General features: G+C 50.6%; 16 protein-coding genes. 8 read left to right on the top strand and 8 right to left on the bottom strand.

Annotated features, from left to right (window positions below; all coding sequences use genetic code 11):
* Nucleotides 1-42: 42 nt before the first annotated feature.
* Nucleotides 43-636, bottom strand: a complete 594-nt coding sequence (locus ABFZ84_RS10155) for a rhomboid family intramembrane serine protease (RefSeq protein ID WP_369313907.1) — start codon at nt 634-636, stop codon at nt 43-45.
* Nucleotides 637-679: 43 nt separating this feature from the next.
* Nucleotides 680-961, bottom strand: a complete 282-nt coding sequence (locus tag ABFZ84_RS10150; protein ID WP_369313906.1) for a BolA family protein — start codon at nt 959-961, stop codon at nt 680-682.
* Nucleotides 962-1,033: 72 nt separating this feature from the next.
* On the opposite strand from ABFZ84_RS10150, the gene ABFZ84_RS10145 reads away from it, so the two are divergent.
* The gene (locus tag ABFZ84_RS10145) at nt 1,034-1,669 is read left to right on the top strand and encodes a J domain-containing protein (protein ID WP_369313905.1); all 636 of its coding nucleotides are present in this window, start codon (nt 1,034-1,036) and stop codon (nt 1,667-1,669) included.
* Between the two features lie 195 nt (nt 1,670-1,864).
* Nucleotides 1,865-2,854 (top strand): cobaltochelatase subunit CobS, encoded by a 990-nt coding sequence (gene cobS / locus ABFZ84_RS10140; RefSeq protein WP_369313904.1) that lies wholly within the window; start codon nt 1,865-1,867, stop codon nt 2,852-2,854.
* A 50-nt stretch (nt 2,855-2,904) separates the two neighbouring features.
* Here cobS and ABFZ84_RS10135 read toward each other — a convergent pair whose 3' ends face one another.
* Nucleotides 2,905-4,485 (bottom strand): AbgT family transporter, encoded by a 1,581-nt coding sequence (locus ABFZ84_RS10135; protein ID WP_369313903.1) that lies wholly within the window; start codon nt 4,483-4,485, stop codon nt 2,905-2,907.
* A 163-nt stretch (nt 4,486-4,648) separates the two neighbouring features.
* Here ABFZ84_RS10135 and ABFZ84_RS10130 point away from each other — a divergent pair, with 163 nt between their 5' ends.
* Nucleotides 4,649-5,302, top strand: a complete 654-nt coding sequence (locus ABFZ84_RS10130; protein WP_369313902.1) for an outer membrane beta-barrel protein — start codon at nt 4,649-4,651, stop codon at nt 5,300-5,302.
* Between the two features lie 134 nt (nt 5,303-5,436).
* The gene (locus ABFZ84_RS10125) at nt 5,437-6,852 is read left to right on the top strand and encodes an amidohydrolase (protein ID WP_369313901.1); all 1,416 of its coding nucleotides are present in this window, start codon (nt 5,437-5,439) and stop codon (nt 6,850-6,852) included.
* Between the two features lie 449 nt (nt 6,853-7,301).
* On the opposite strand, the gene prfB is transcribed toward ABFZ84_RS10125, so the two are convergent.
* The 3 genes from prfB to ABFZ84_RS10110 form a co-directional block, all read right to left on the bottom strand.
* Nucleotides 7,302-8,412, bottom strand: a protein-coding gene (gene prfB / locus ABFZ84_RS10120; RefSeq protein WP_369313900.1) for a peptide chain release factor 2 whose coding sequence is annotated in 2 segments (ribosomal slippage) — nt 7,302-8,342 and nt 8,344-8,412 — 1,110 coding nt in all. Because the reading frame shifts where the segments join, the coding sequence is not laid out codon by codon here.
* A gap of 77 nt (nt 8,413-8,489) precedes the next feature.
* Nucleotides 8,490-10,931: a penicillin-binding protein 1A gene (locus ABFZ84_RS10115; RefSeq protein WP_407067108.1), complete on the bottom strand. Its 2,442-nt coding sequence runs from the start codon at nt 10,929-10,931 to the stop codon at nt 8,490-8,492.
* A 558-nt stretch (nt 10,932-11,489) separates the two neighbouring features.
* Nucleotides 11,490-12,872, bottom strand: a complete 1,383-nt coding sequence (locus ABFZ84_RS10110; protein WP_369313898.1) for an N-acetylmuramoyl-L-alanine amidase — start codon at nt 12,870-12,872, stop codon at nt 11,490-11,492.
* A gap of 653 nt (nt 12,873-13,525) precedes the next feature.
* On the opposite strand from ABFZ84_RS10110, the gene ABFZ84_RS10105 reads away from it, so the two are divergent.
* The 4 genes from ABFZ84_RS10105 (at nt 13,526) to ABFZ84_RS10090 (ending at nt 19,752) form a co-directional block, all read left to right on the top strand.
* Nucleotides 13,526-16,336: an Rne/Rng family ribonuclease gene (locus tag ABFZ84_RS10105; protein ID WP_369313897.1), complete on the top strand. Its 2,811-nt coding sequence runs from the start codon at nt 13,526-13,528 to the stop codon at nt 16,334-16,336.
* Nucleotides 16,337-16,461: 125 nt separating this feature from the next.
* Nucleotides 16,462-17,940: a M48 family metalloprotease gene (locus ABFZ84_RS10100; RefSeq protein ID WP_369313896.1), complete on the top strand. Its 1,479-nt coding sequence runs from the start codon at nt 16,462-16,464 to the stop codon at nt 17,938-17,940.
* 52 nt (nt 17,941-17,992) lie between these two features.
* Nucleotides 17,993-18,820, top strand: a complete 828-nt coding sequence (locus ABFZ84_RS10095) for a DsbA family protein (RefSeq protein WP_369313895.1) — start codon at nt 17,993-17,995, stop codon at nt 18,818-18,820.
* Nucleotides 18,821-18,858: 38 nt separating this feature from the next.
* Nucleotides 18,859-19,752 carry an alpha/beta hydrolase gene (locus tag ABFZ84_RS10090; RefSeq protein WP_369313894.1) on the top strand — a complete coding sequence of 298 codons (894 nt, stop codon included), beginning with the start codon at nt 18,859-18,861 and terminating at the stop codon, nt 19,750-19,752.
* Between the two features lie 10 nt (nt 19,753-19,762).
* Here ABFZ84_RS10090 and ccmD read toward each other — a convergent pair whose 3' ends face one another.
* The gene (gene ccmD, locus ABFZ84_RS10085; RefSeq protein ID WP_369313893.1) at nt 19,763-19,894 is read right to left on the bottom strand and encodes a heme exporter protein CcmD; all 132 of its coding nucleotides are present in this window, start codon (nt 19,892-19,894) and stop codon (nt 19,763-19,765) included.
* A 1-nt stretch (nt 19,895) separates the two neighbouring features.
* Nucleotides 19,896-20,606, bottom strand: coding sequence for a heme ABC transporter permease (locus tag ABFZ84_RS10080; protein WP_369314569.1), 711 nt, complete (start codon nt 20,604-20,606; stop codon nt 19,896-19,898).
* Nucleotides 20,607-20,615 lie beyond the last annotated feature (9 nt).

Raw genomic sequence — 20,615 nt, 5'->3', positions numbered from 1 at the left:
CCTGTAATACCTAGATTTATTGTAAGCCATCACAGAACTACTTTAGCCAAAAAGGTTACTCAGTACTTCTGGCTTCATCATCAATGTCAAAATCAGACCCGCCAAGGCACCGCCCAGATGCCCTTCATGTGCGGTGCGGCCGCCACCACCCATCATCTTTGCCGATATCACAATGAACAAACCACCATAGATAAAGGCAGGAATTGGAAATGGCACAAACAAGAAATAGATTGGCGACAACGGCGCAAACATACAAAACGATAATATCACCCCCGATATGCCATCAGACGCCCCAAGCGAACTGTATGATAAATTTTCCTTATTTACATAAAATGAAATAATTCCGCTTGCGAGAATTGCACCGAAATAGACGACCAAGAAACCATCCGTACCAAGCACTTTTTCAACGACGGGCCCAAAGATCAACAGCGTCATCATATTAAACAACAGATGAAAATAGTCGCCGTGTAAAAAGGATGATGTGAAAATGCGATAATGCTGTTTGGCGTTTTTCAATGCACCAACATTAAACAGATAACTCGCAACAAACCCCTTATCGAATGAGAGTCCGTAGACGCTAGCAATCACATTTGCGATCACCAAAGCATAGGTCGCCGGAGCGCCAGAAATTTCCATTCTTGTTTCTCTTGTTCGTTAAAATGATTGTGGCGCAACTTTTTTAATCTTCTTGCTCCGCTTCAACGGGCGTGAGCGTTTTCATGGCAAGTGCGTGAACCGGACCCGCCAGCTCTTTGCGGAGCGCAGCATTCACCATGCGCTGCCGTGTCACACGCGAGGCACCTTCAAATTTTGCTGAGACAATGAAGACACGGAAATGTGACTCTCCGCCCTCCCTTGCGCCTGCATGGCCCGCATGAAGGTGGGATTCATCAATCACCTCCACCCGTTCGGGCTGGAGAGACTGGATTAATTTATTGCGAATTGTTTCTGAAACTGACATGTCCCCAGACACACCATAAGAGGCACAGACGTCAAGATTGTGTCAAGACGCAACGCGCATCATATTAGGGCTATGACTCAGAAAGAATACAAACCGCGCCTGGGCTTTGACATCAGAGTCAAACCACCCGGCAGAAGCAAGAAACCGCCCGCATGGTCAGATCCGGGTGATCATTCATGTGCAGCTGACGACTGCGAAGAGAAGGCCGCCTGTAGCCTTCCCAAATCACCGAGAGAGCCGCGCGAGCGAGTATGGCTATGCCTTGCCCACGCGCGCGACCATAATCGGAACTGGAACTATTTTGACGGCCTCTCCGATGACGAAGCCGCCAAAGTCAGGCAAGCGAGCCAATATGGCGACCGGCCAACTTGGTCGATGGGCAAAAATGATCGCGCCAGAGCGGCCGCAAATGCTCGTGGTCCAGCCGATGCGGACGACGCTTTCGGGCTTATGGCCGAAGAAGCCAAGGAACGCGCCGCCGAACGCGGCCACTATCGTGGCGGCAAGAAGCTAACCAAAATGCAAGTTGGCGCGTTTGACACCATGGCCCTTCAATACAACGCGACCGGATCTGAGATTCGCCGTCGGTACGCGGAATTGGTCCGGCGCTTCCACCCCGATTCCAATGGCGGCGACAGAAGCGCCGAGCAGCAGTTAGCCGATGTGGTCAAAGCCCATACCATCTTGAAAAAAGCGCAGTTTCTCTAAGTCTAGGCAAATATCGTCAATACCAAAAGCGGCACCCTTCGGTGCTGCTTTTTTGCTTTCCGACCCGCTAGTATCTATCTGGCGCGTCAATTTGATCGCCCTCAAGCCCCTAACCGATATGCCTTAGGTACTTGTCACGACGCGCCTTTCGCGCGAGGGTCCGCGCTCGCATGTGCAAAAGAAAAAGAGCCGTCCATGACTGTGATTACCGATGATACGTTTTTCGAAAAGCCTGACACCATGGTTTCCGCCAAGGAAACATTTGGCGTAGATCTAGATATTGAAATTCCGGCATTTTCTAAGCCCAATTCCTATGTGCCACCGATTGATGAATCGTATCGCTTCGACCCCGAAACCACGACGGCAATTCTCGCAGGCTTTGCCCATAATCGCCGGGTGATGGTTCAGGGCTACCACGGCACCGGTAAATCGACCCATATTGAACAGGTCGCAGCCCGTCTGAACTGGCCATGCATTCGTATTAATCTCGATAGCCACGTGAGTCGGATCGATTTGATTGGCAAGGATGCCATCGTCGTAGAAAATGGCTTACAGGTCACCGCGTTCAAAGAGGGCATACTACCGTGGGCATTTCAGCGCCCTGTGGCACTTGTGTTTGACGAATATGATGCAGGCCGCCCAGATGTGATGTTCGTCATCCAGCGCGTTCTAGAGGCTGAAGGGCGTCTTACGCTGCTCGACCAAAACAAAGTCCTGACACCAAACCCATCGTTCCGCCTATTCTCAACGACAAATACTATTGGCCTTGGTGACACCACGGGGCTTTATCACGGCACACAACAAATCAACCAAGGCCAAATGGACCGTTGGTCGATCGTGACAACGTTGAATTATTTGTCCCACGAGGAAGAAACCGAAATCGTTATCGCCAAAGTGCCGCTTTATGATTCCGAAGAAGGCCGCAAAGCGATCGACGCCATGGTCCGTGTCGCCGATATGACCCGCAATGCATTTATCGCCGGTGATATTTCAACAGTCATGAGCCCACGAACAGTGATTACGTGGGCGCAAAATGCGGAAATATTCCAAAATATCGGATACTCATTCCGCGTGACATTCCTAAATAAGTGTGACGAACTTGAACGCCCGACAGTGGCCGAGTTTTATCAACGCGCATTTGGCGAAGATCTACCCGAGGCTGCACCGCAAATCAGCGTCGCCTAAAAAAACGCCCGCTCGAAAGCGGGCGTTTTCAATTATATATGATTGATCATTTATTGTGGTGGCAGCGTGTAATGCAACGCAGCACCCGGCCCAAGTGGTAAACCTAAAACCACCCAGAGCATCACCAACACAAGCCCGCCTACCAGCAAAAAGGCTGAGTACGGCAGCATTGTCGCGGTCAGACTACCCAGGCCAAAATTCCCTTGCCACCGCTGACAGAAAGTCAGGATAAGCGGGAAATAAACCATCAGGGGTGTGATGATATTGGTTGCAGAATCGCCAACCCGATAAGTCGCCGTGGTCATCTCTGGGCTGATACCCAACAACATCAACATTGGGATCATTACTGGTGCCAGCAAGGCCCATTTGGCACTCGCCGAACCGACAAATATGTTCACGACACCCGTTAAAATAACCAACATACCAAGGGTAATCGGCATTGGCATGCCAGACGCCTGAATTGCATCAGCCCCTTGCACTGCGAAAATCAATCCAAGATTAGACCACGCGAACATCGCAACGAAATGCGCCGCCGCAAAAGCAAGCACAAGGTAATATGAAAGATCGGCCATGGCCTCACTCATCATGCGGACGATATCACGATGACCTTTTACCGTTCCTGCCGCTGCGCCATAGGCCCAACCGGCCGCAAGAAATAAAACTAAAAACGCGGCGACGAGTGACTTATAAAATGGCGAGAGCCGCGCTTCCGGTCGTGCCGCTTCATCAATCAATGGCGTGCCCGGACCAACCGTGAAAAACACCCATACCGCACAAACCAATAACGCCGCTATTCCAGCATGGGACAAACCCTTTTTCTGGTCTTGCGAAAGCGGCTTATCGCCATCTTTAACCATCTCACCGGCAGGTCCTTGGGGTACATACCCGCCCATTCGCGGTTCGATAATTTTGTCCGTCACGAACCAGATGACCGGCAGGAAAATAAGTGTCATCGTGAAAATGAAATACCAATTACCTGCGATGTTTGCGTCCCATGTGGGTACAATGGACTCCGCAGCCGCTTCAGTAATGCCAAACAACAAGGCATCAAGCTGACCCGGCAACAGGTTTGCGGAAAACCCGCCAGAAACCCCGGCAAAGGCCGCAGCGATACCCGCAATAGGGTGTCGCCCCGCTGCGGCGAACAATACGCCGGCTAATGGAATAAGAACCACATAAGCAGCATCAGCCGCTAGATTACCAACCATCGCCACCAAGGCGACCATTGGTGTCAAAAGAAACTTTGGTGCGTTGCGAACAGCTGCACGCATCGCGGTGCCAAACAACCCTGTCCGCTCAGCCACCCCCGCGCCCAACATTACCACCAGCACATACCCAAGCGGGTGGAAGTGAGTAAATGTCTTTGGCATATCCACCCAAAGTCGTTGGATATTCTCAGATGATAACAAGCTCACAGCGTTGATAATGAATGGATCGTCGGTGCCCTCGATTGTTTTGGTCGGATGCGGCGCGGAAAGCCCCGCCAAAGAAGCAACAATACTGATGAGAACCAGAACAACGATGAGATAGAAAAAGATGAAGACAGGATCGGGAAGTTTATTACCCGTCCGCTCGACCCACCCTAAAAAGCCTTTTTGGGATGTGGCTGCGCCTGAAGAGGCTTGCGTCATATTATTATCTCCCTGATATTTTTGTATAATCTGACCAAATTTGGCGCTGTGCGCAAATCCCCCATGTCAGGCCCCGACGCCCTAACAAAAATCAATGAAACGGACCTCCATCGTATTTGTTGCTCTCATTCAAATTGCAACTGTAACGAGTATCGGAGGTTCTATGTCTTTGAATAAATCCAAGCTTTTCCTAAGCACCCTCGCCCTAGGCGCAAGTTCTATCGTTTTAAGCAGCACGGCGAGCGCACAAAATTATAACGGCCCCGAAGAAACGACAGGGCCTTATTTTTCTGGCGGTTATAACAATTTCGATTTTGACGAAGAACTGGGCGGCGATGCAAATGTAAGTGCAATCACCGCACGGGCCGGTTGGCAACTTCATCCCAATTTTGGCGTAGAGACTGATGCTAGCTTTGGAATCGATGATGGCGAATTCGACTTTGATGGCGATGAAGACGATTTCGATCTCGACGATAATGAAGACAGCGACTTTGACGATGTATTGTCCGGTCCCGGCGATTTAGGGCTCGATTACCTTATCGGTTTTTACGGTCGTGCAACCCTTCCTTTAAGTGATCGGTTCGATGTGTCGGCGCGTGCAGGTTACGCGTTCGCAGAAATTGACTCGACCGTAACAACCATTGGCGGCAATGAACTCGTATTTGGCGGCTCTGATGATGGCTTTGCCATGGGCGCATCAGCCACATACGATCTGACAGAGTCGATGGCCCTTCGCGCGGACTACACTCATTATGAATTCGATACATCTAACGCCGAAAGCCTCGGCTTAAATCTCGAATTCAAGTTCGGCGTATAACCAAAACGCATAGGCGGCATCATTTTTGGTGCCGCCAGATTGGCTTGGCTCCCCAAAACCAAGTTCAACAATCATGACAAGCCGTACGGATTCGTGGCAATATGCTGTTTCTGTTAATGACCGAAGGAAACACCATGAAACGCTGGCTTCTATCCGTCGCACTTGCAGCACTTCCCGTATTTGCGCACGCTGACGACAATGTTCTCTCGAAAATTGATGCGAAATATGACGACACCGCAACCGTCGCACGACAATTGTGGGAATGGGCAGAAGTCGGCTATCAGGAAGAACGTTCATCCCAATTACTACAAGATCGACTAAAGGCCGCAGGGTTTAAAATCACCAAAGGCGTCGCCGGGATCCCCACTGCATTTACCGCTGAATATGGCAGTGGTGGCCCCCTCATCGGTATCCTCGCAGAATATGACGCCCTTCCCGGTATCAATCAGGATGCAACTCCAGATCGCTCGCCAATCGAAGGCAAAGCAGCCGGACATGCATGTGGCCACAATCTCTTCGGTGCTGGATCACTGACCGCTGCGCTTTCGATTAAAGAATGGCTGGACGAAACCGATACGCCCGGTCGCATTCGTTTTTACGGTACGCCCGCCGAAGAAGGCGGCAGCGGTAAAGTCTATATGGTTCGAGCGGGGCTTTTTGACGACGTTGACATCACACTTCATTGGCATGCTGATGATGAAAACTCTGCAGCCGCCAGAACTTCGCTCGCAAACCGTTCTGCAAAATTCCGGTTCCGAGGGGTTTCTGCGCATGCCGCTGGCGCCCCACACCGCGCGCGGTCGGCACTTGATGGGGTCGAAGCCTTTAACAACATGGTCAACTTAATGCGTGAGCATGTTCCGCAACAATCGCGAATTCACTATGTTATTACACAAGGCGGTCTTGCGCCAAATGTCGTGCCAGATTTTGCCGAAGTCTTTTATTATGTGCGTCATCCAGACGCTGATGGCGTCGAAAATATCTGGGCACGGGTCGAAGATGCAGCACGCGGCGCTGCACTTGGCACGGGTACCGAAGTCGATTGGGAGGTCATTCATGGAAACAACCCCCTTCTGGTCAACGATACGCTTGCAAAAATGATGGATGAAAAACTTCGCGAGGTCGGCGGCGTAAAATATACACCTGCAGAACAGAAATTTGCTGAGAATATCCGCAAGAGCTTTGACGATCCCAGGCTTTCACTCGGTAGCCAAGAAGATATCCAGCCATATTCGCGCTCGCTTGGATATGGTTCCACTGACGTTGGCGACGTTTCTTTTGCAACACCAACTGTGGGTGTCCGTGCAGCTACGTGGGTACCCGGCACATCTGCCCATAGCTGGCAAGCCGTTGCCGCAAGTGGGTCAACTATTGGCGTCAAGGGTGCGCAAGTCGCCGCCAAAGCGATGACATTGGCAGCAATTGAGCTTTATACGAACAAAGACCTTCGCGACGCCGCAACCGCAGAGTTTATCGAGGCTCGCGGCGATAATTACAAATATAAATCGCTCCTTGGTGACCGCAAGCCCCCCCTCGATTATCGGAAATAATTCTCTGATACGATCAAAGGTACAATCAAAAAAAGGCGCGATCGCATGCAGCGATCGCGCCTTTCCCATTTATCCTTAGCCAGCAAACCAGACTTCGCTATTTTTTCGAGTATGTTCTGTTGCGTGGGTCGGGATTAATGTTCCGAATAGCTTACCGTCTAATCTCCTTTTTCTGCTGATCAAAATTATCATCGGTACAAGGAGGGGATAGTACCTATAGTGACTATCGAACGCTAAAAACCCGCCAAGGTCAATAATAAACCGCGTTAACTATATTCACATTTTAATACTTTGTTAACCTTTGAGTGCGGATCACGCAAAGGAATCCGCTATTTAAGTCATATGTAACGAGGTCAGAAAGCGCCTTGCTAGCAACCTCAAGCCGTCATATGGCCGAAAAAGCGGTGTTGTAGTCACCCGCTTCCCTCCGTCTTCGGGAAAAAGCGCTACTACGCTGTGTCGCCACCAACACGTTGCGCCAGCGCGGCACTCATAAAGCCATCGACCGAGCCATTCAAAACGGCGTCCGGGTCTTGATGCTCCACCTGTGTACGGGTGTCTTTAACGAGCTGATATGGTTGTAGGACATAAGACCGAATTTGGTGTCCCCATCCAATATCCGTTTTTGATGCGGCTTGCGCCGATGCTGCTTCTTCGCGTTTTTGCAACTCCAACTCATAAAGGCGTGCACGGAGCATATTCCAGGCAGTCGCGCGGTTTTTATGTTGTGAACGTTCGTTCTGACATTGAACCACAATATTTGTCGGAATATGAGTTATACGAACAGCAGAGTCGGTCGTGTTGACGTGCTGCCCACCAGCCCCCGACGCACGGAATGTATCAATTCGGCATTCACTTTCATTGATGTCGATATCAATCTTGTCGTCGATGACGGGGTAAACCCAAACCGACGCAAACGACGTATGGCGCCGCGCATTCGAGTCGTAAGGAGATATACGAACCAACCGATGTACGCCCGACTCCGTTTTCATCCAGCCATAAGCGTTGTGACCATTGATCTGGATTGTTGCCGATTTAATCCCTGCCTCGTCACCGGCTTGTTGTTCGATGACACCAACCTTATAACCCCGCTGACCGGCCCACCGCACATACATGCGCAATAACATAGAGGCCCAGTCATTTGACTCAGTGCCGCCGGCTCCCGGATGAATTTCAACAAAGCAATCATTGCTATCTGCTTCACCAGAAAGCAGCGCTTCGATCTCTGCGTTTTGCGCTTTATCCCGAAGGATCGACATAAGCTCTTGGGTTTCATCAAGGCTCTCATTGTCGCCTTCTTCGGTTGCCATTTCGGCAAGCTCGATAAGGTCAGACATCTCGCCTTCGAATGATCCCACCGCATTCATCTGCGTTTCAAGCGCCGTGCGTTTTTGCATCAAAGCTTGCGCTTCTTCTGGATTATCCCAGAGCGTAGGATCTTCAGAGCGTGCGTTTAATTCGTCGAGTTCTCGTTTGGCAGCGTCCCAGTCAAAGACGCCTCCTCAGCAGTTCCAATGACTGCTTAATATCCTCGACGAGGGATTCCATTTCGGCGCGCATATGCACTCTCCTGCTATCTTTGAACAGCGCCGAAAACCGGCACTGCGTTTGGTGGTTATATGATGAAAACTGGCTTTCTAGTAAAGCCCGTTCAACTCGTCCTTGGGAGTATCCGAACGAGGTGCCGCACTCAACGGGTCAAGCGACAACTCATCGCGCGTAGGGTCGGCGCCAATGACATCATCGGCCTTGAACGCTTCTAGAATTACGTTGCGATCGCCGCCGGTGGCAGGGCGGCCAGTCTTAGCATTCACCCGAACCAGACGAACACCAGAAGGCACCCGGAAGGGAATGCCCGCCTCATCCTTGAGCGCTTCAACCATAAAGTCAGCAAAGACCGGCGCAGCAACTGTGCCACCTGCCTCCCCCTGACCTAATGTTTGCGGCATATCAAAACCGACATAGACCCCGGCGGCTAAATCTGGTGAAAACCCGACAAACCATGCGTCTTTATAATCATTGGTGGTGCCGGTCTTACCTGCCAAAGGTTTATTAGTAGCACGACGAACCGCAGAACCAGTGCCGCGAATAACAACCCCCTCAAGAAGCGACGTGACTTGATATGCAGTGCGCGGATCAATTACCTGTTTACGCGTTTCAGGCAACTGTGGCTCTAGCTGTCCAGACCAATAATCAGCATTGCACGACGGACAACTACGCGTATCGCGCTTGTAGATAGTCTTGCCCGTACGGTCCTGAATTCGGTCAATAAAGACCGGATCAACGCTTTTACCGCCATTTACAAAAACTGAGTAGCCAGCAGTAATACGCATTAACGTAGTCTCACCTGCCCCGAGCGAAATTGCCAATTCGCGTGGCAAGCTGTCGGAAAGATTAAACTTACTCACATAATCAATGATACGCCCGATCCCCAGATCTTGCGCGAGGCGAGCCGTCATCGCGTTACGCGATTGCTCGATACCCAACCGCAGTGTGCTCTCACCGTAATACCGGCCCGCGATATAGTTACCTGGTTTGTACCAGCTATCGAGACTAGGGGCCACAAAAGGTGCATCAAGTACGATTGAGGCCGGTGTATAACCACTATCTAACGCAACCGAATAAACGAATGGCTTGAACGTAGACCCTGGCTGACGTTCCGCTTGAACCGCGCGGTTAAACTCCGAAAGCTGGAAGGAAAATCCGCCAACCATTGCAACGACACGGCCCGTATGCGGATCAATCGCAATCAAACCACCATTGACTGCCGGCGCTTGTCGAAGGCCGTAAACCTCAACGCCCTCTTCGATCCGCTCCACATACACAACATCACCTTTGTTTAGAACCGCCGCCACAGAGGTGATTTCTTCGCCCAGATCATTTGCCGAAATATATTGCCGCGCCCATGTTAGTTGTTCGAGCGGAATTGTCGCCTCTGCACCATCTGGAAAGCCGATTTTTGCAGTTTCCTTAGATGTAGCGAGAACCAACGCAGGCCGCCAAGGTGCCATATCGTCAGAAACTTTGCGCGCATTACGCAAATCATCAATTTCTTCCGTAAATACCTCTGGCCAATTCTCATCAATATCCAACGTACTGATAGGACCGCGCCAACCGTGACGCTGGTCATACTTAACCAGCCACCGCCGAAGCGCATCTCCTGCCTTTTTTTGAAGGTTAGGGTCTACGGATGTACGAACCGAAAGCCCACCATCGTATAGCGCCTCAACTCCGTAAAGCTCGACAATCTGCTTTCGGACTTCTTCTGCAAAATATTCCATGGTCCAGTCGCGCGCACCTAATGGAGGAGCAATTTGCGCACCGAGCGGCTGTGCCTGCGCCTCAGCGGCATCTTCTGCTGAGATACGGCCATCGTCGAGCAATCGGCCTATTACCCAATTACGGCGCTCCACTGCACGCGCTTCATTATTAATAGGATGGTAATTGCTTGGTCCTTTAGTAATCGCCGCGAGATAAGATGCTTCGGCGATCGTCAAATCACCAAGCGATTTATCAAAGTAATTCAGCGCCGCCGCCGCGACCCCATATGATCTGTTCCCCAAGTAAATTTCATTGAGATACAATTCAAGAATGTGATCTTTGGTATAAGTCCGTTCCATCTTCCGCGCGATCAGCATCTCCCGTAATTTACGTTCGACTTTTTGCTCGCTGGTAAGAAGAAAGTTTTTTGCAACTTGTTGGGTAATCGTCGAACCACCTTCGAGGCGACGCCCGCGCAGAACATTGCTGATATTTGATAATTGCGCGCGCGTAATACCACGCAGGTCAATGCCACCATGATCGTAAAAGGTTTTATCCTCCGCTGATACAAATGCGTATTTCACGTGATCAGGCATCGATTCAATCGGCACAAACAAACGCCGCTCTCGCGCGAATTCCGCCACCAAAGACCCGTCGCCAGCATAAACACGCGTGGTTACCGGCGGGGCGTAATTTGCAAGCGCCTGGTAATCTGGAAGGTCTTGATTGAGCTTGTTCAAATACCAAGCCGAGAACCCTGCAACACCGATAACTCCAAGGGCACCGATCGCCAGCGCAAGACCGATTAATCTCAGCACAACACCAATCGCTCCACCGCCATCATTCGAACCGGTCTTTTTACGTTTTTTCTTGGGCGGCGCTGTTGTAGCCGCGCTTCGCTTTGTTGCCGCCAGGGGCGCAGCAAGCGGCGGGGCCTTCGCCTCATCATCTTCGCTCAAGACGACATCCTCATCATAGTCCTCGTCGAGGTCACCGAGCACAATTTCGTTTTCGTCATAATCGCTCTCAGGAGTATCGTCGGCATGAAACATATCGTGTTCGATCGGCTCTTCATCATCAACAATGCTGTGATCCGGCGACGTTTCTTCGGTTTTGTTTCTGTTTCCGCGCACCGGACGAGAGAATTCTTCTCTCGACTTATTCTCAGGCCGGTCGTCTTTATGATCACTCATCCGATTTTACCGCCTACGATACCGCGCATAGCGCCAAAAACCGTAACGCGTCCCCTATTGCCTCTGACGACTTATTGATCCACACGCCAAACGCGACGCGATAACAAAAGCCCTTCTACCGCATAATTTGGACAACAGCGAGGCGCAAGAGCCTTGCAAATTCCTCATTTTCGAGGGGGTTTGCTATTTTGCAGCACCCTTTGGCAGGCCAGCATGCCTTTGCACATGCTCACCGGTGAAATAATCATCAATCGAATCAGCAACAGCCGTCATGGTACGCTTGCGCCATGACTTGGATTTCAGGTTTGATTCGTCTTTGCTGTTAGATATGAACGCCATTTCCAGAAGGACCGCCGGAACATCTGTCGCGAGCAACACTCTCAGATCGCCTTTCCGGTGGGACCGGTTTAGAAGCGGGGTTTTGCCGGATAAATTGCCGATCAGGATTTCCGCAAATTTCGACGATTGTGTGAGCGTTGTATCTTGGGCTTTATCAAGAAGAATCCCCCCTAATACGGGATCAAACTTTTTAAGCTCCAAACCATAGCTGTGATAATTACCTTCCGACTTTGCTAGGCTGGCAGACCGCGCCGACCCCTCGTTTGAAAGGGTATAAACCGATGCGCCACGCAAATCGGGTTGTGCGACAGCGTCAGCATGAAGTGATATAAATAATTGCCCCCCTGCCGCGCGTGCCAACGCTTCGCGTCTGGCAAGCTCTTCACGCTGATCCCGTTTGATTTTTGGGTCTTTGTCAGCTTCACGGGTTAAGATAACGTCGTAGTTTCCTCGTTCTTCAAGGATTTTCGACAATTCCAAGGCGGCCGCCAGTGTCACCGTTTTTTCTAACGTTCCCCCCGGCCCGATGGCCCCCGGATCACGCCCTCCATGCCCTGGATCAATGACAATCTTTAGCTTTGGTGTTCCTTCCGCAGCAGTCCTGCTTTTTGCGTCTGGCTGATTTTTCAGCGTTGGCGTTGGGGGAACCTTCAATGATGCGGTCGCCGCAACTGTCCGCGCATCTTGTTTGGGCGGCGTTTCATTGTCGGCAATGACTTGCTCTATGACTGCGCCAATATCGCCGTAAACACTGGGAAGACTCGCTAAAAAAGCCGCTTTATCTGCCGTTTGCAAATCTACCACCAATCGGTAATGGCTAACTTTACCTTTGGGTTCGAGGACAAAAACTTCTTTGATTTTCGCCGTTTTATTGAATTCAAAAACAGCACGCGTCCCGTTTTTCCCCTGAAGAGCAAAACCGTAACGGGCGACATGCCCTTTTCCAGGCTTAAACGCCGCGTTGACCGACCCCAGAGACAGGCTTTCAAAATTCACATATAAACGGCCTTCACCAACCTCATCACCAGAGACCGCATAGGTTGGCGCTCCTTGAATATCAAAAACGATTCTAGTCGTATCTTTGCTCGGGCCAAACCGAACATCCTTCAGCTCTACGGCATGGGCACCCGACAAAACGGCTGTCGCAAAAACAACAAATCCAGCCACGCAGCGGATGGTTTTCCGAAAGCACATAAAAGTCTTCATAAATTCAATGACTAAAGCCATTTCTGCCCATCCACACGCGCACTCGTCGTATCGATTATCCGCCGATACTCACGCTGAATCTTGTAAAATCGCCCCAACCCGTAAGGGGCGTTGTATCTAGACCAATATGATTTCGCTAGCGTTAACGCAGCATTAATAATTCAGCGCGGTTTATAGGGAACACTGAGTCGCTGTTAAGCATGGGTTTTCTTTTTCCCCGCACTAAGGCATTGTCAAAAAGTGCTTGCGAACGGCTATTGCATCGGTCAAACCGCTAGGTGACGATGTGAAATGCCGCGGAAAGCAAAACGCAGGATTTAATGCCTATATAAGGATAGGCACATTGATAGGAATTTTTCGGAAAAGTAGGATTTATCCAGATTTTTCAGAAACTTAACGCCGGCAGCTCCACCCGCCGGCCCGCGAAATCGGTTGATCCGAAGCGCGAGGAGCAAAACGGTGCAAATCGCACCAGCAAAATTAAGGGCGCACCCTGCGCCAAAAAGAACCGTCGGTTTTCACCGGCAAGGAACAGCTTTCGCTGATGACAACGAACGCCCATATTAATTCCGACACCGCTCTGCGCGTGCGCGGATATTTGCGCGCGTCCACGCTCCAGCGAACTAACACAGCCAATGTGCCGGCCTCGCCGCCACATTGCGGAGCTACACAAAATGACAAAAAAGATGCTGATCGACGCGGCCCACCCGGAAGAGGTGCGCGTTGCGGTGCTCGACAATGGCAAAGTCGAAGACTTCGACTTCGAATCCGAATCTCGCAAGCCGCTTAGAGGCAATATTTATCTCGCGCGGGTAACCCGCGTAGAACCATCACTACAGGCTGCATTCGTCGAATATGGTGGCAATCGCCATGGCTTTTTGGCCTTTAGCGAAATTCACCCGGATTATTATCAAATTCCCGTCTCTGACCGGCTGGCCCTGCAAGAAGCAGAAGCAGAAGTTGTCGAACTCGCAGCGCAGCTCGAGTTAACTCAACGTGGCGATGACGACGACGATCAGGACGACGACACACCAAAACAAAAAAAGAAAGCGTCTGACAACACTGAAAACGACGAGTTGGACGATTCTTCTGACGATGAAGACGAAGACGACAGTTCAGATCCGGTTGATGAAATTGCCGCAATAAACCCTGACGAAGAAGAGGAAGAAGAGGAAGACGGCGAAGAAGACGACACAAATGATAGAAAATCCGTCGCCCTTCAGCCAGAGACGACTTCATCAGACGAATCAACTGAAGCGAAAAAAGACGAGCCACTGGCTTCTGCTGCTAGTGACGAAGCAACGACCGACGGACCTTCATTAGAAGCTGACGAAAATGCTTCGGATTCCAACGACACTGAACCTACGGCAGCGGAGAGCGTTGAAGCGCCCGAAGCAATGTCAGATGAAGCAACGCCAGATGAGGGAACCTCAGATGACGAAACCGATTCTGATAGCACCGATAAAGAAGACCAAGACGAAAATGCTTCAAGTGGTGGCGAAAGCCGTCAAGCACTTTTCGAACGCTATAAAGAAGCGAAGCGCAAGCGTGCAAACCTCCTTCGGAATTACAAAATTCAAGAGGTCATCAAACGCCGCCAAATTTTGTTGATCCAAGTTGTCAAAGAAGAACGCGGTAATAAAGGTGCAGCACTAACAACCTATATGTCACTTGCTGGCCGGTATTGTGTGTTGATGCCAAACACGGCTCGTGGTGGCGGCATTTCCCGCAAAATCCCCCACTCCACTGATCGCCGCCGCTTGCGCCGGGTTGTTGATAGCCTCGACGTACCACAGGGTATGGGCCTAATCATCCGAACTGCTGGCGCAAAGCGAACAAAGATTGAGGTTAAGCGCGATTATGACTACCTCTTACGCTTATGGGAAAACGTCCGCACGCTGACGCTAAAATCAATCGCCCCTTGTCTCATCTATGAAGAAGCAAGCCTGATCAAGCGCGCTATTCGTGATCTTTACGATAAGGATATATCCGAAGTCCAGGTAGAGGGTGACGCAGGCTATCGTGAAGCTAAAGACTTCATGAAGATGCTTATGCCAAGCCATGCGAAATTTGTTCAGCCGTACAAAGACAAAGCACCTTTGTTTTTGAAACATGGCGTCGAGGCACAACTCGATGGTATGTACCAACCGAGCGTACGTCTAAAGTCTGGCGGATATATTGTTATCAACCAAACTGAAGCGCTAATCGCGATTGATGTTAACTCCGGGCGCGCAACACGCGAACGAAACATCGAACAAACCGCACTGAAGACCAATATCGAAGCGGCTCATGAGGCAGCACGACAATTTCGCTTACGCGACCTTGCTGGCCTTGTCGTGCTCGACTTTATCGATATGGAAGAGCCAAAAAATAATCGTAAAGTCGAAAAGGCACTGAAAGACGCTGTCAAACATGACCGCGCGCGCATTCAACTAGGGCGTATTTCGAATTTCGGTCTTTTGGAAATGTCACGGCAGCGCCGTCGTTCTGGCATCATTGATGGTACGACCCAAGCCTGCCCTACATGTTCTGGTGCTGGTGTCATCCGTTCTGCGGAAATGGCCGCTCTTCGGATCCTTCGCGCCCTTGAAGGCGAAGCGATTTCCGGCAAGGCTGGTATTTTGTCTGCACACGCCTCGCTCGACGTAACAGTTTACGTACTCAATCATCATCGCGATTGGTTGAAAAGGATCGAAGATCAATATGGCGTTTCCGTTCATATGATCCCAGGTGTTGATCGCACCGGGGATGATTTTGACATCGAAAAAAGCGGCACACCGCGAGAGCGCTCTGACATTCCCCAGGTCATTCAAGCGGATCAAACCGAAATGATCGAGGCGATTGAAGAGACCTCAACCGACACCGCAGAGACCGAAGAACGCGATGGCGAACGTAAAAAACGTCGACGTCGTCGACGCCGCAAAGACAAGGATGCAAGCGCGGAAACAAGCGAATCTCCATCTCCAGAGGCAACAGCCGATAACGGCGAAAGCGCCAGCGAAGATGCAAACAACCCAGATTCTCCTCAAGCGAAAGATAGCGATGACGACGATCAGAACCGTCGACGTCGCCGTCGTGGACGCCGTGGCGGACGCCGCAATCGCCGTGGACGCACTAGCGAAAACTCAAATGATACGAACAGCGACAGCGATGCGAACAACGCAGCCGAAGCAAGTTCACCTGCAAAAGAAGAAAATAGCACTGCGGATAAAAGCGACAAAAATGAAAGCGAAACTTCGCAATCTGCTCAGCCGGTGACCACAGCCACGGAACAACCATCTGCGCCGACCGAAGCTAAGACAGAAAGTAATCCTGTCGAAGCTGAACCTAGTGCTAATGGCGCACACCCACCGAAGAATGCTCAAAATGGCAGCGAAGCTGCTGAGGCCGTCAAAACTACGGAAGAAACCGCTGCTTCGCCAATTGAGCCGGAAAAACCAAAATCCAAGAAAAAGGGCTGGTGGCGACGCGGCAGCGACGCGTAATGAGGGAACGGTAGGAATTGAGTGGCCGGTGGACACACAGTCACAATCTTGGCACCGGCCCCGTTTCCTTCTCGAAATTGCCGTAAAGCGCGTTTAAACTAGGGGGGCGTGCAAAAGGAAAAGGCATGTCGTCGTTTGGTGTTCGAAAAAAATTGCGTATTAAATCCGCCTTGGCTGGAATCGCTGCATTAGCGACCACCATCAGCGGCCCCGTCGCGCATGCACAAGGTATATCGTTGCTTCGCGATGCGGAAATCGAGAAAATGCTCGATGACTATTCCCGTCCTATCTTCAAGGCTGCGGGAATAAACCCGAGTTCAATCGAAATTTTATTGGTCAATGACGCGTCAATGAACGCTTTTGCCGGTGGGCGTTATATGGGCGTGAACACCGGGATGATCACCTTTGCTGAAACGCCAAACGAGCTAAAGGGCGTGATTGCACACGAGGCGGGACACATTGCGGGTGGTCATTCAACCCGTTCCTCGGAAGCAATGGCAAACGCAGGTCGCCCGATGATCCTTGGCTTGCTGCTCGCCGCTGGTGCGATTGCCGCTGGTGCTCCCGAAGCTGGTATCGGTCTTATGGGCCTTGGACAAAATGTCGGCATTGCCAATTATCTAAAGTATAGTCGTAGTCAGGAAGCGACCGCTGACCAATCGTCCATTACCTATCTAGATCGTCTTGGCGAGTCGAGCAAAGGCGCGATGGAATTATGGAGCCGCGTTCGGAACTATCAGATTATTACCGGTGCACGTATCAACCCATACCTCCTGACCCACCCGCTTGCGAACGAACGTCTCACAGCGCTAACCGAACGCGCTGAGAAATCGCCCTATTTTGATGTAACCGATTCACCCGAAGAACTTGCGCGTTTTCGATTGATACAGGCCAAGATCATGGGCTTCTTACATGACCCAAATGATACCTTGCGTAAATTTCCGCTCTCGGACCAATCCGAACCCGCACACTACGCCCGGGCCGTTGCCTACTATCGTTATTCAGACATCGAAAATGCACTAAAAGAGGTCCGTATACTTACCGAAACTCGGCCGGACTACCCCTACTTTCATGAGCTAGAAGGGCAAATCTTGTTTGAATATGGCCACACCAACGAAGCGATCGCCCCGCACCAGAAAGCAGTAGACCTTTTACCCACCAATGCACTCTTGCGTATCAATCTAGGTCGCGCCTTACTCGCCAGTGGTGAACCACAAAAAATAAGTCAGGCCGAGCAAGAGTTAAAACGTGCGACAGTGCTCGAACGCGATAATGGCTTTGCATGGTTTGAACTTGCCCGCGCATACAGCGAACAAGGCAACGAACCCATGGCAAATTTAGCCACCGCAGAGACCCGCTTTCAAGCTGGGGCCGAACAAGACGCAAATCAATTTGCACGGCGCGCGATGCGCGGTTTAAAACGCGGCTCCCCCGATTGGCGACATGCTGCGGACATTATTTTTGCAACACAGTCAGCCGAGGGCGCGGCACCACTTCCCCAAGCCGTTGATGATGGTGAGCCCTCGAAGCTTCCTTCGCCAACGCCCAAAACCACCAAATCAAAACCGGATGTGCCCGATCCGGTTATCCAGCTTAATGACTAATAGATCAGACAAATTTTAACCCCCTAAATTTCTGGGATTCACAGGAGAGACTATGTTAACGCCCACACGAATTGCGATCGGTACTGCTTTGATTGGAGCTTTCGCATTAGGTGCGACAGTCGTCGGATTTTCATCTGCTCAAACCGACGATAATGCCTCTCACGCCCCGAAGGAAAAAGTCACAACATCTTTTTCTGATGAACAAGAAGAAGATTTAAACGCTCTTATACGCGCTTACATTTTGGAAAATCCTGACGTCGTTATAGAGTCAGTCAATCGTTTCGCGATGGAACAACGCCTCGCAGAAGAGCAAAGCGCAAAACAAGCGGCCATTGAAAACCTTCCGGCCCTTATGGACCCTGCGACGAGCTTTGTGGCTGGTAAAAACCCCGAAAAAGCGAAAGTCGTTGTCATTGAAATGTACGATTATCATTGTACATACTGTAAACGCGCGGCTGCTCCGGTGAAAAAAATCCTAGAGTCTGACTCTGACATCAAATTTGTTTTCCGTGAACTCCCTATCCTCAAAGAAGAGTCGAACTACGCAGCGGAAATGGCATTAGCAGCTAGAGGACAAGACAAGTTTTTGGATCTGCATTTTGCCCTATTAGACAGCAACGGCACCCTGACCAAAGACCGTGTTGAATCAATCGCACGCAAACAAAAGCTCAATGTCGATGAAATGAAAGCTGCGATCAAAGAAGATCATATCCCTGACATGCTCGACTATAACCACGCGCTAGCTTCCGCTCTCGGTATCGACGGAACGCCGGCATTTATCGTAGCGGCCGTGGACGGTAGCTACGCCGATGTTCTTGTGGGTTTCAACGAAGAAGCATTAGTCACAAAAATCAAAGAAGCGAAGCAAGCCGCGAATTAGTTTTCGTCACTTGAGCCAAATTTTGAAGGTCGGGCCATATGACGAGACGGCTACTTAATCTGATTGTCTTTTCGTTTATTTGCTCTTGTTGGATTTCACCGACGATTGCGAATGAAAATATATGGCCCGCATATGAAATACCACGCAGTATTGTACGCACAATCACTTCCGAAAATTTAGGCCGGAGCTATGATCTCTATATTAAGCTCCCTCCCAATTTTCACGATGAAGAAAATAAAGCCCGCCGATACCCGGTTCTTTACTTGAACGACGGAACGTATTGTTTTCAGACCGCCGCTGGTATCACCCATATGCCGATGAACAGCGGCGGGTTTGAACACGCGATCTTGGTAGGCATTTCATACGCGGAGGGTGAAGCTGGTGTCGCCAGCCGGTCCCGTGACCTAACCCCAACAATCCCAAAAAATCTAAATGAAGGTCACGGCGCTAAATATGAACATGGTGGCGCGGCGGAATATCTGGCATTCCTTCGCGATGAAGTCGTACCATTTGTAGAGCGTGAATATCGAGGTGATGCATCTCGTAAAATTCTGGTCGGTCAATCGTATGGCGGCCTTTTTGGTGCTTATGTTCTGGTCACTGATCCGACTGCATTCACCGATTACATACTTACCAGCGCCTCATTATGGCATACTGAGAGTGTGATGTTTGATTTTGAGAAAAAATTTGCATCATCAAACACAAAGATGCCTGCGCGCGTTTATTTCGCCATCGGTGAAATGGAAACTAATCCTGGCCGCGAGCGCAATATGGTCGAGGATCAAACCCGTTTTGCCGCCACCCTGCGAAGCAGAAATTATGAAGGGCTTGAGGTTAGAGATGTAATCATCCCGAGCGCCACGCATAAAACGACGTTCCCAATAGGATTGACCAAGGGCCTGATGTGGATGCTTGAGGGCCCCAATCCCTAAACGTTCACGTTCAGTGCTCTAAACGCTTCGTAGCTTCGGTTGCAGTCTTGTGCGCGCGCATACGAATAAAAATTAGCGCTGCGATCACAACGAACGACACGCCGTAGGCTGCGATAATATAAGGCGTATGATGTCCGTACATTTTATTCGTCCGTCATTCCAGCGCTGACTGGCCGACTTGGTGCCCTCACCGCGCGTTTTTCAATTCGCTGACGCATTAAACTTGTTCGCATTTCAAGCACGACAAGCCACGTAAACAACGCCGTATATGCGATAATCATCAACAACAATGGAATCAACATCGTCGGGTGAATTGTCGGCCCATCTGCCCGCAATATACTGGCTGGTTGATGTAATGAATTCCACCATTCAACAGAGAATTTTATAATCGGTATATTGATGAAACCGACAAGTGCCAATATGCGCGCAAATCGCGCCGCACGAACTTGTTCGGGCACTGATTGCCATATCGCCATATAGCCAAAATATGTGAATAGCAGGATCAGCATTGATGTTAAACGCGCATCCCAAACCCACCATGCGCCCCACGTTGGCTTGCCCCACACAGCACCAGTAAACAATGCTAATGCCGTAAACACCGCCCCCGGTAGCGCCGCCGACCTCGCGGCGATATCCGCCAGCGTATGGCGCCATACAAATGCAATAAGGCTCATGACCGCAATGAACGAATACGCCCCCATTGCCATCCAAGCGGCCGGAACATGAACATACATCATGCGAACTGCGTCGCCTTGTTGGTAATCTTGCGGCGAATAAAAAAGCCCCAACCCCAGCCCAACTGTCGCAGTCACTAAGAATACGCCCAGTGATATTGGCCCTATGACGCGGGCCATCGCTTCAAA

Origin of the sequence: Hyphococcus lacteus (assembly GCF_041058985.1) — a bacterium.
Taxonomy (GTDB): domain Bacteria; phylum Pseudomonadota; class Alphaproteobacteria; order Caulobacterales; family Parvularculaceae; genus Hyphococcus; species Hyphococcus lacteus.
This window is presented reverse-complemented; position numbering and strand designations above follow the sequence as displayed.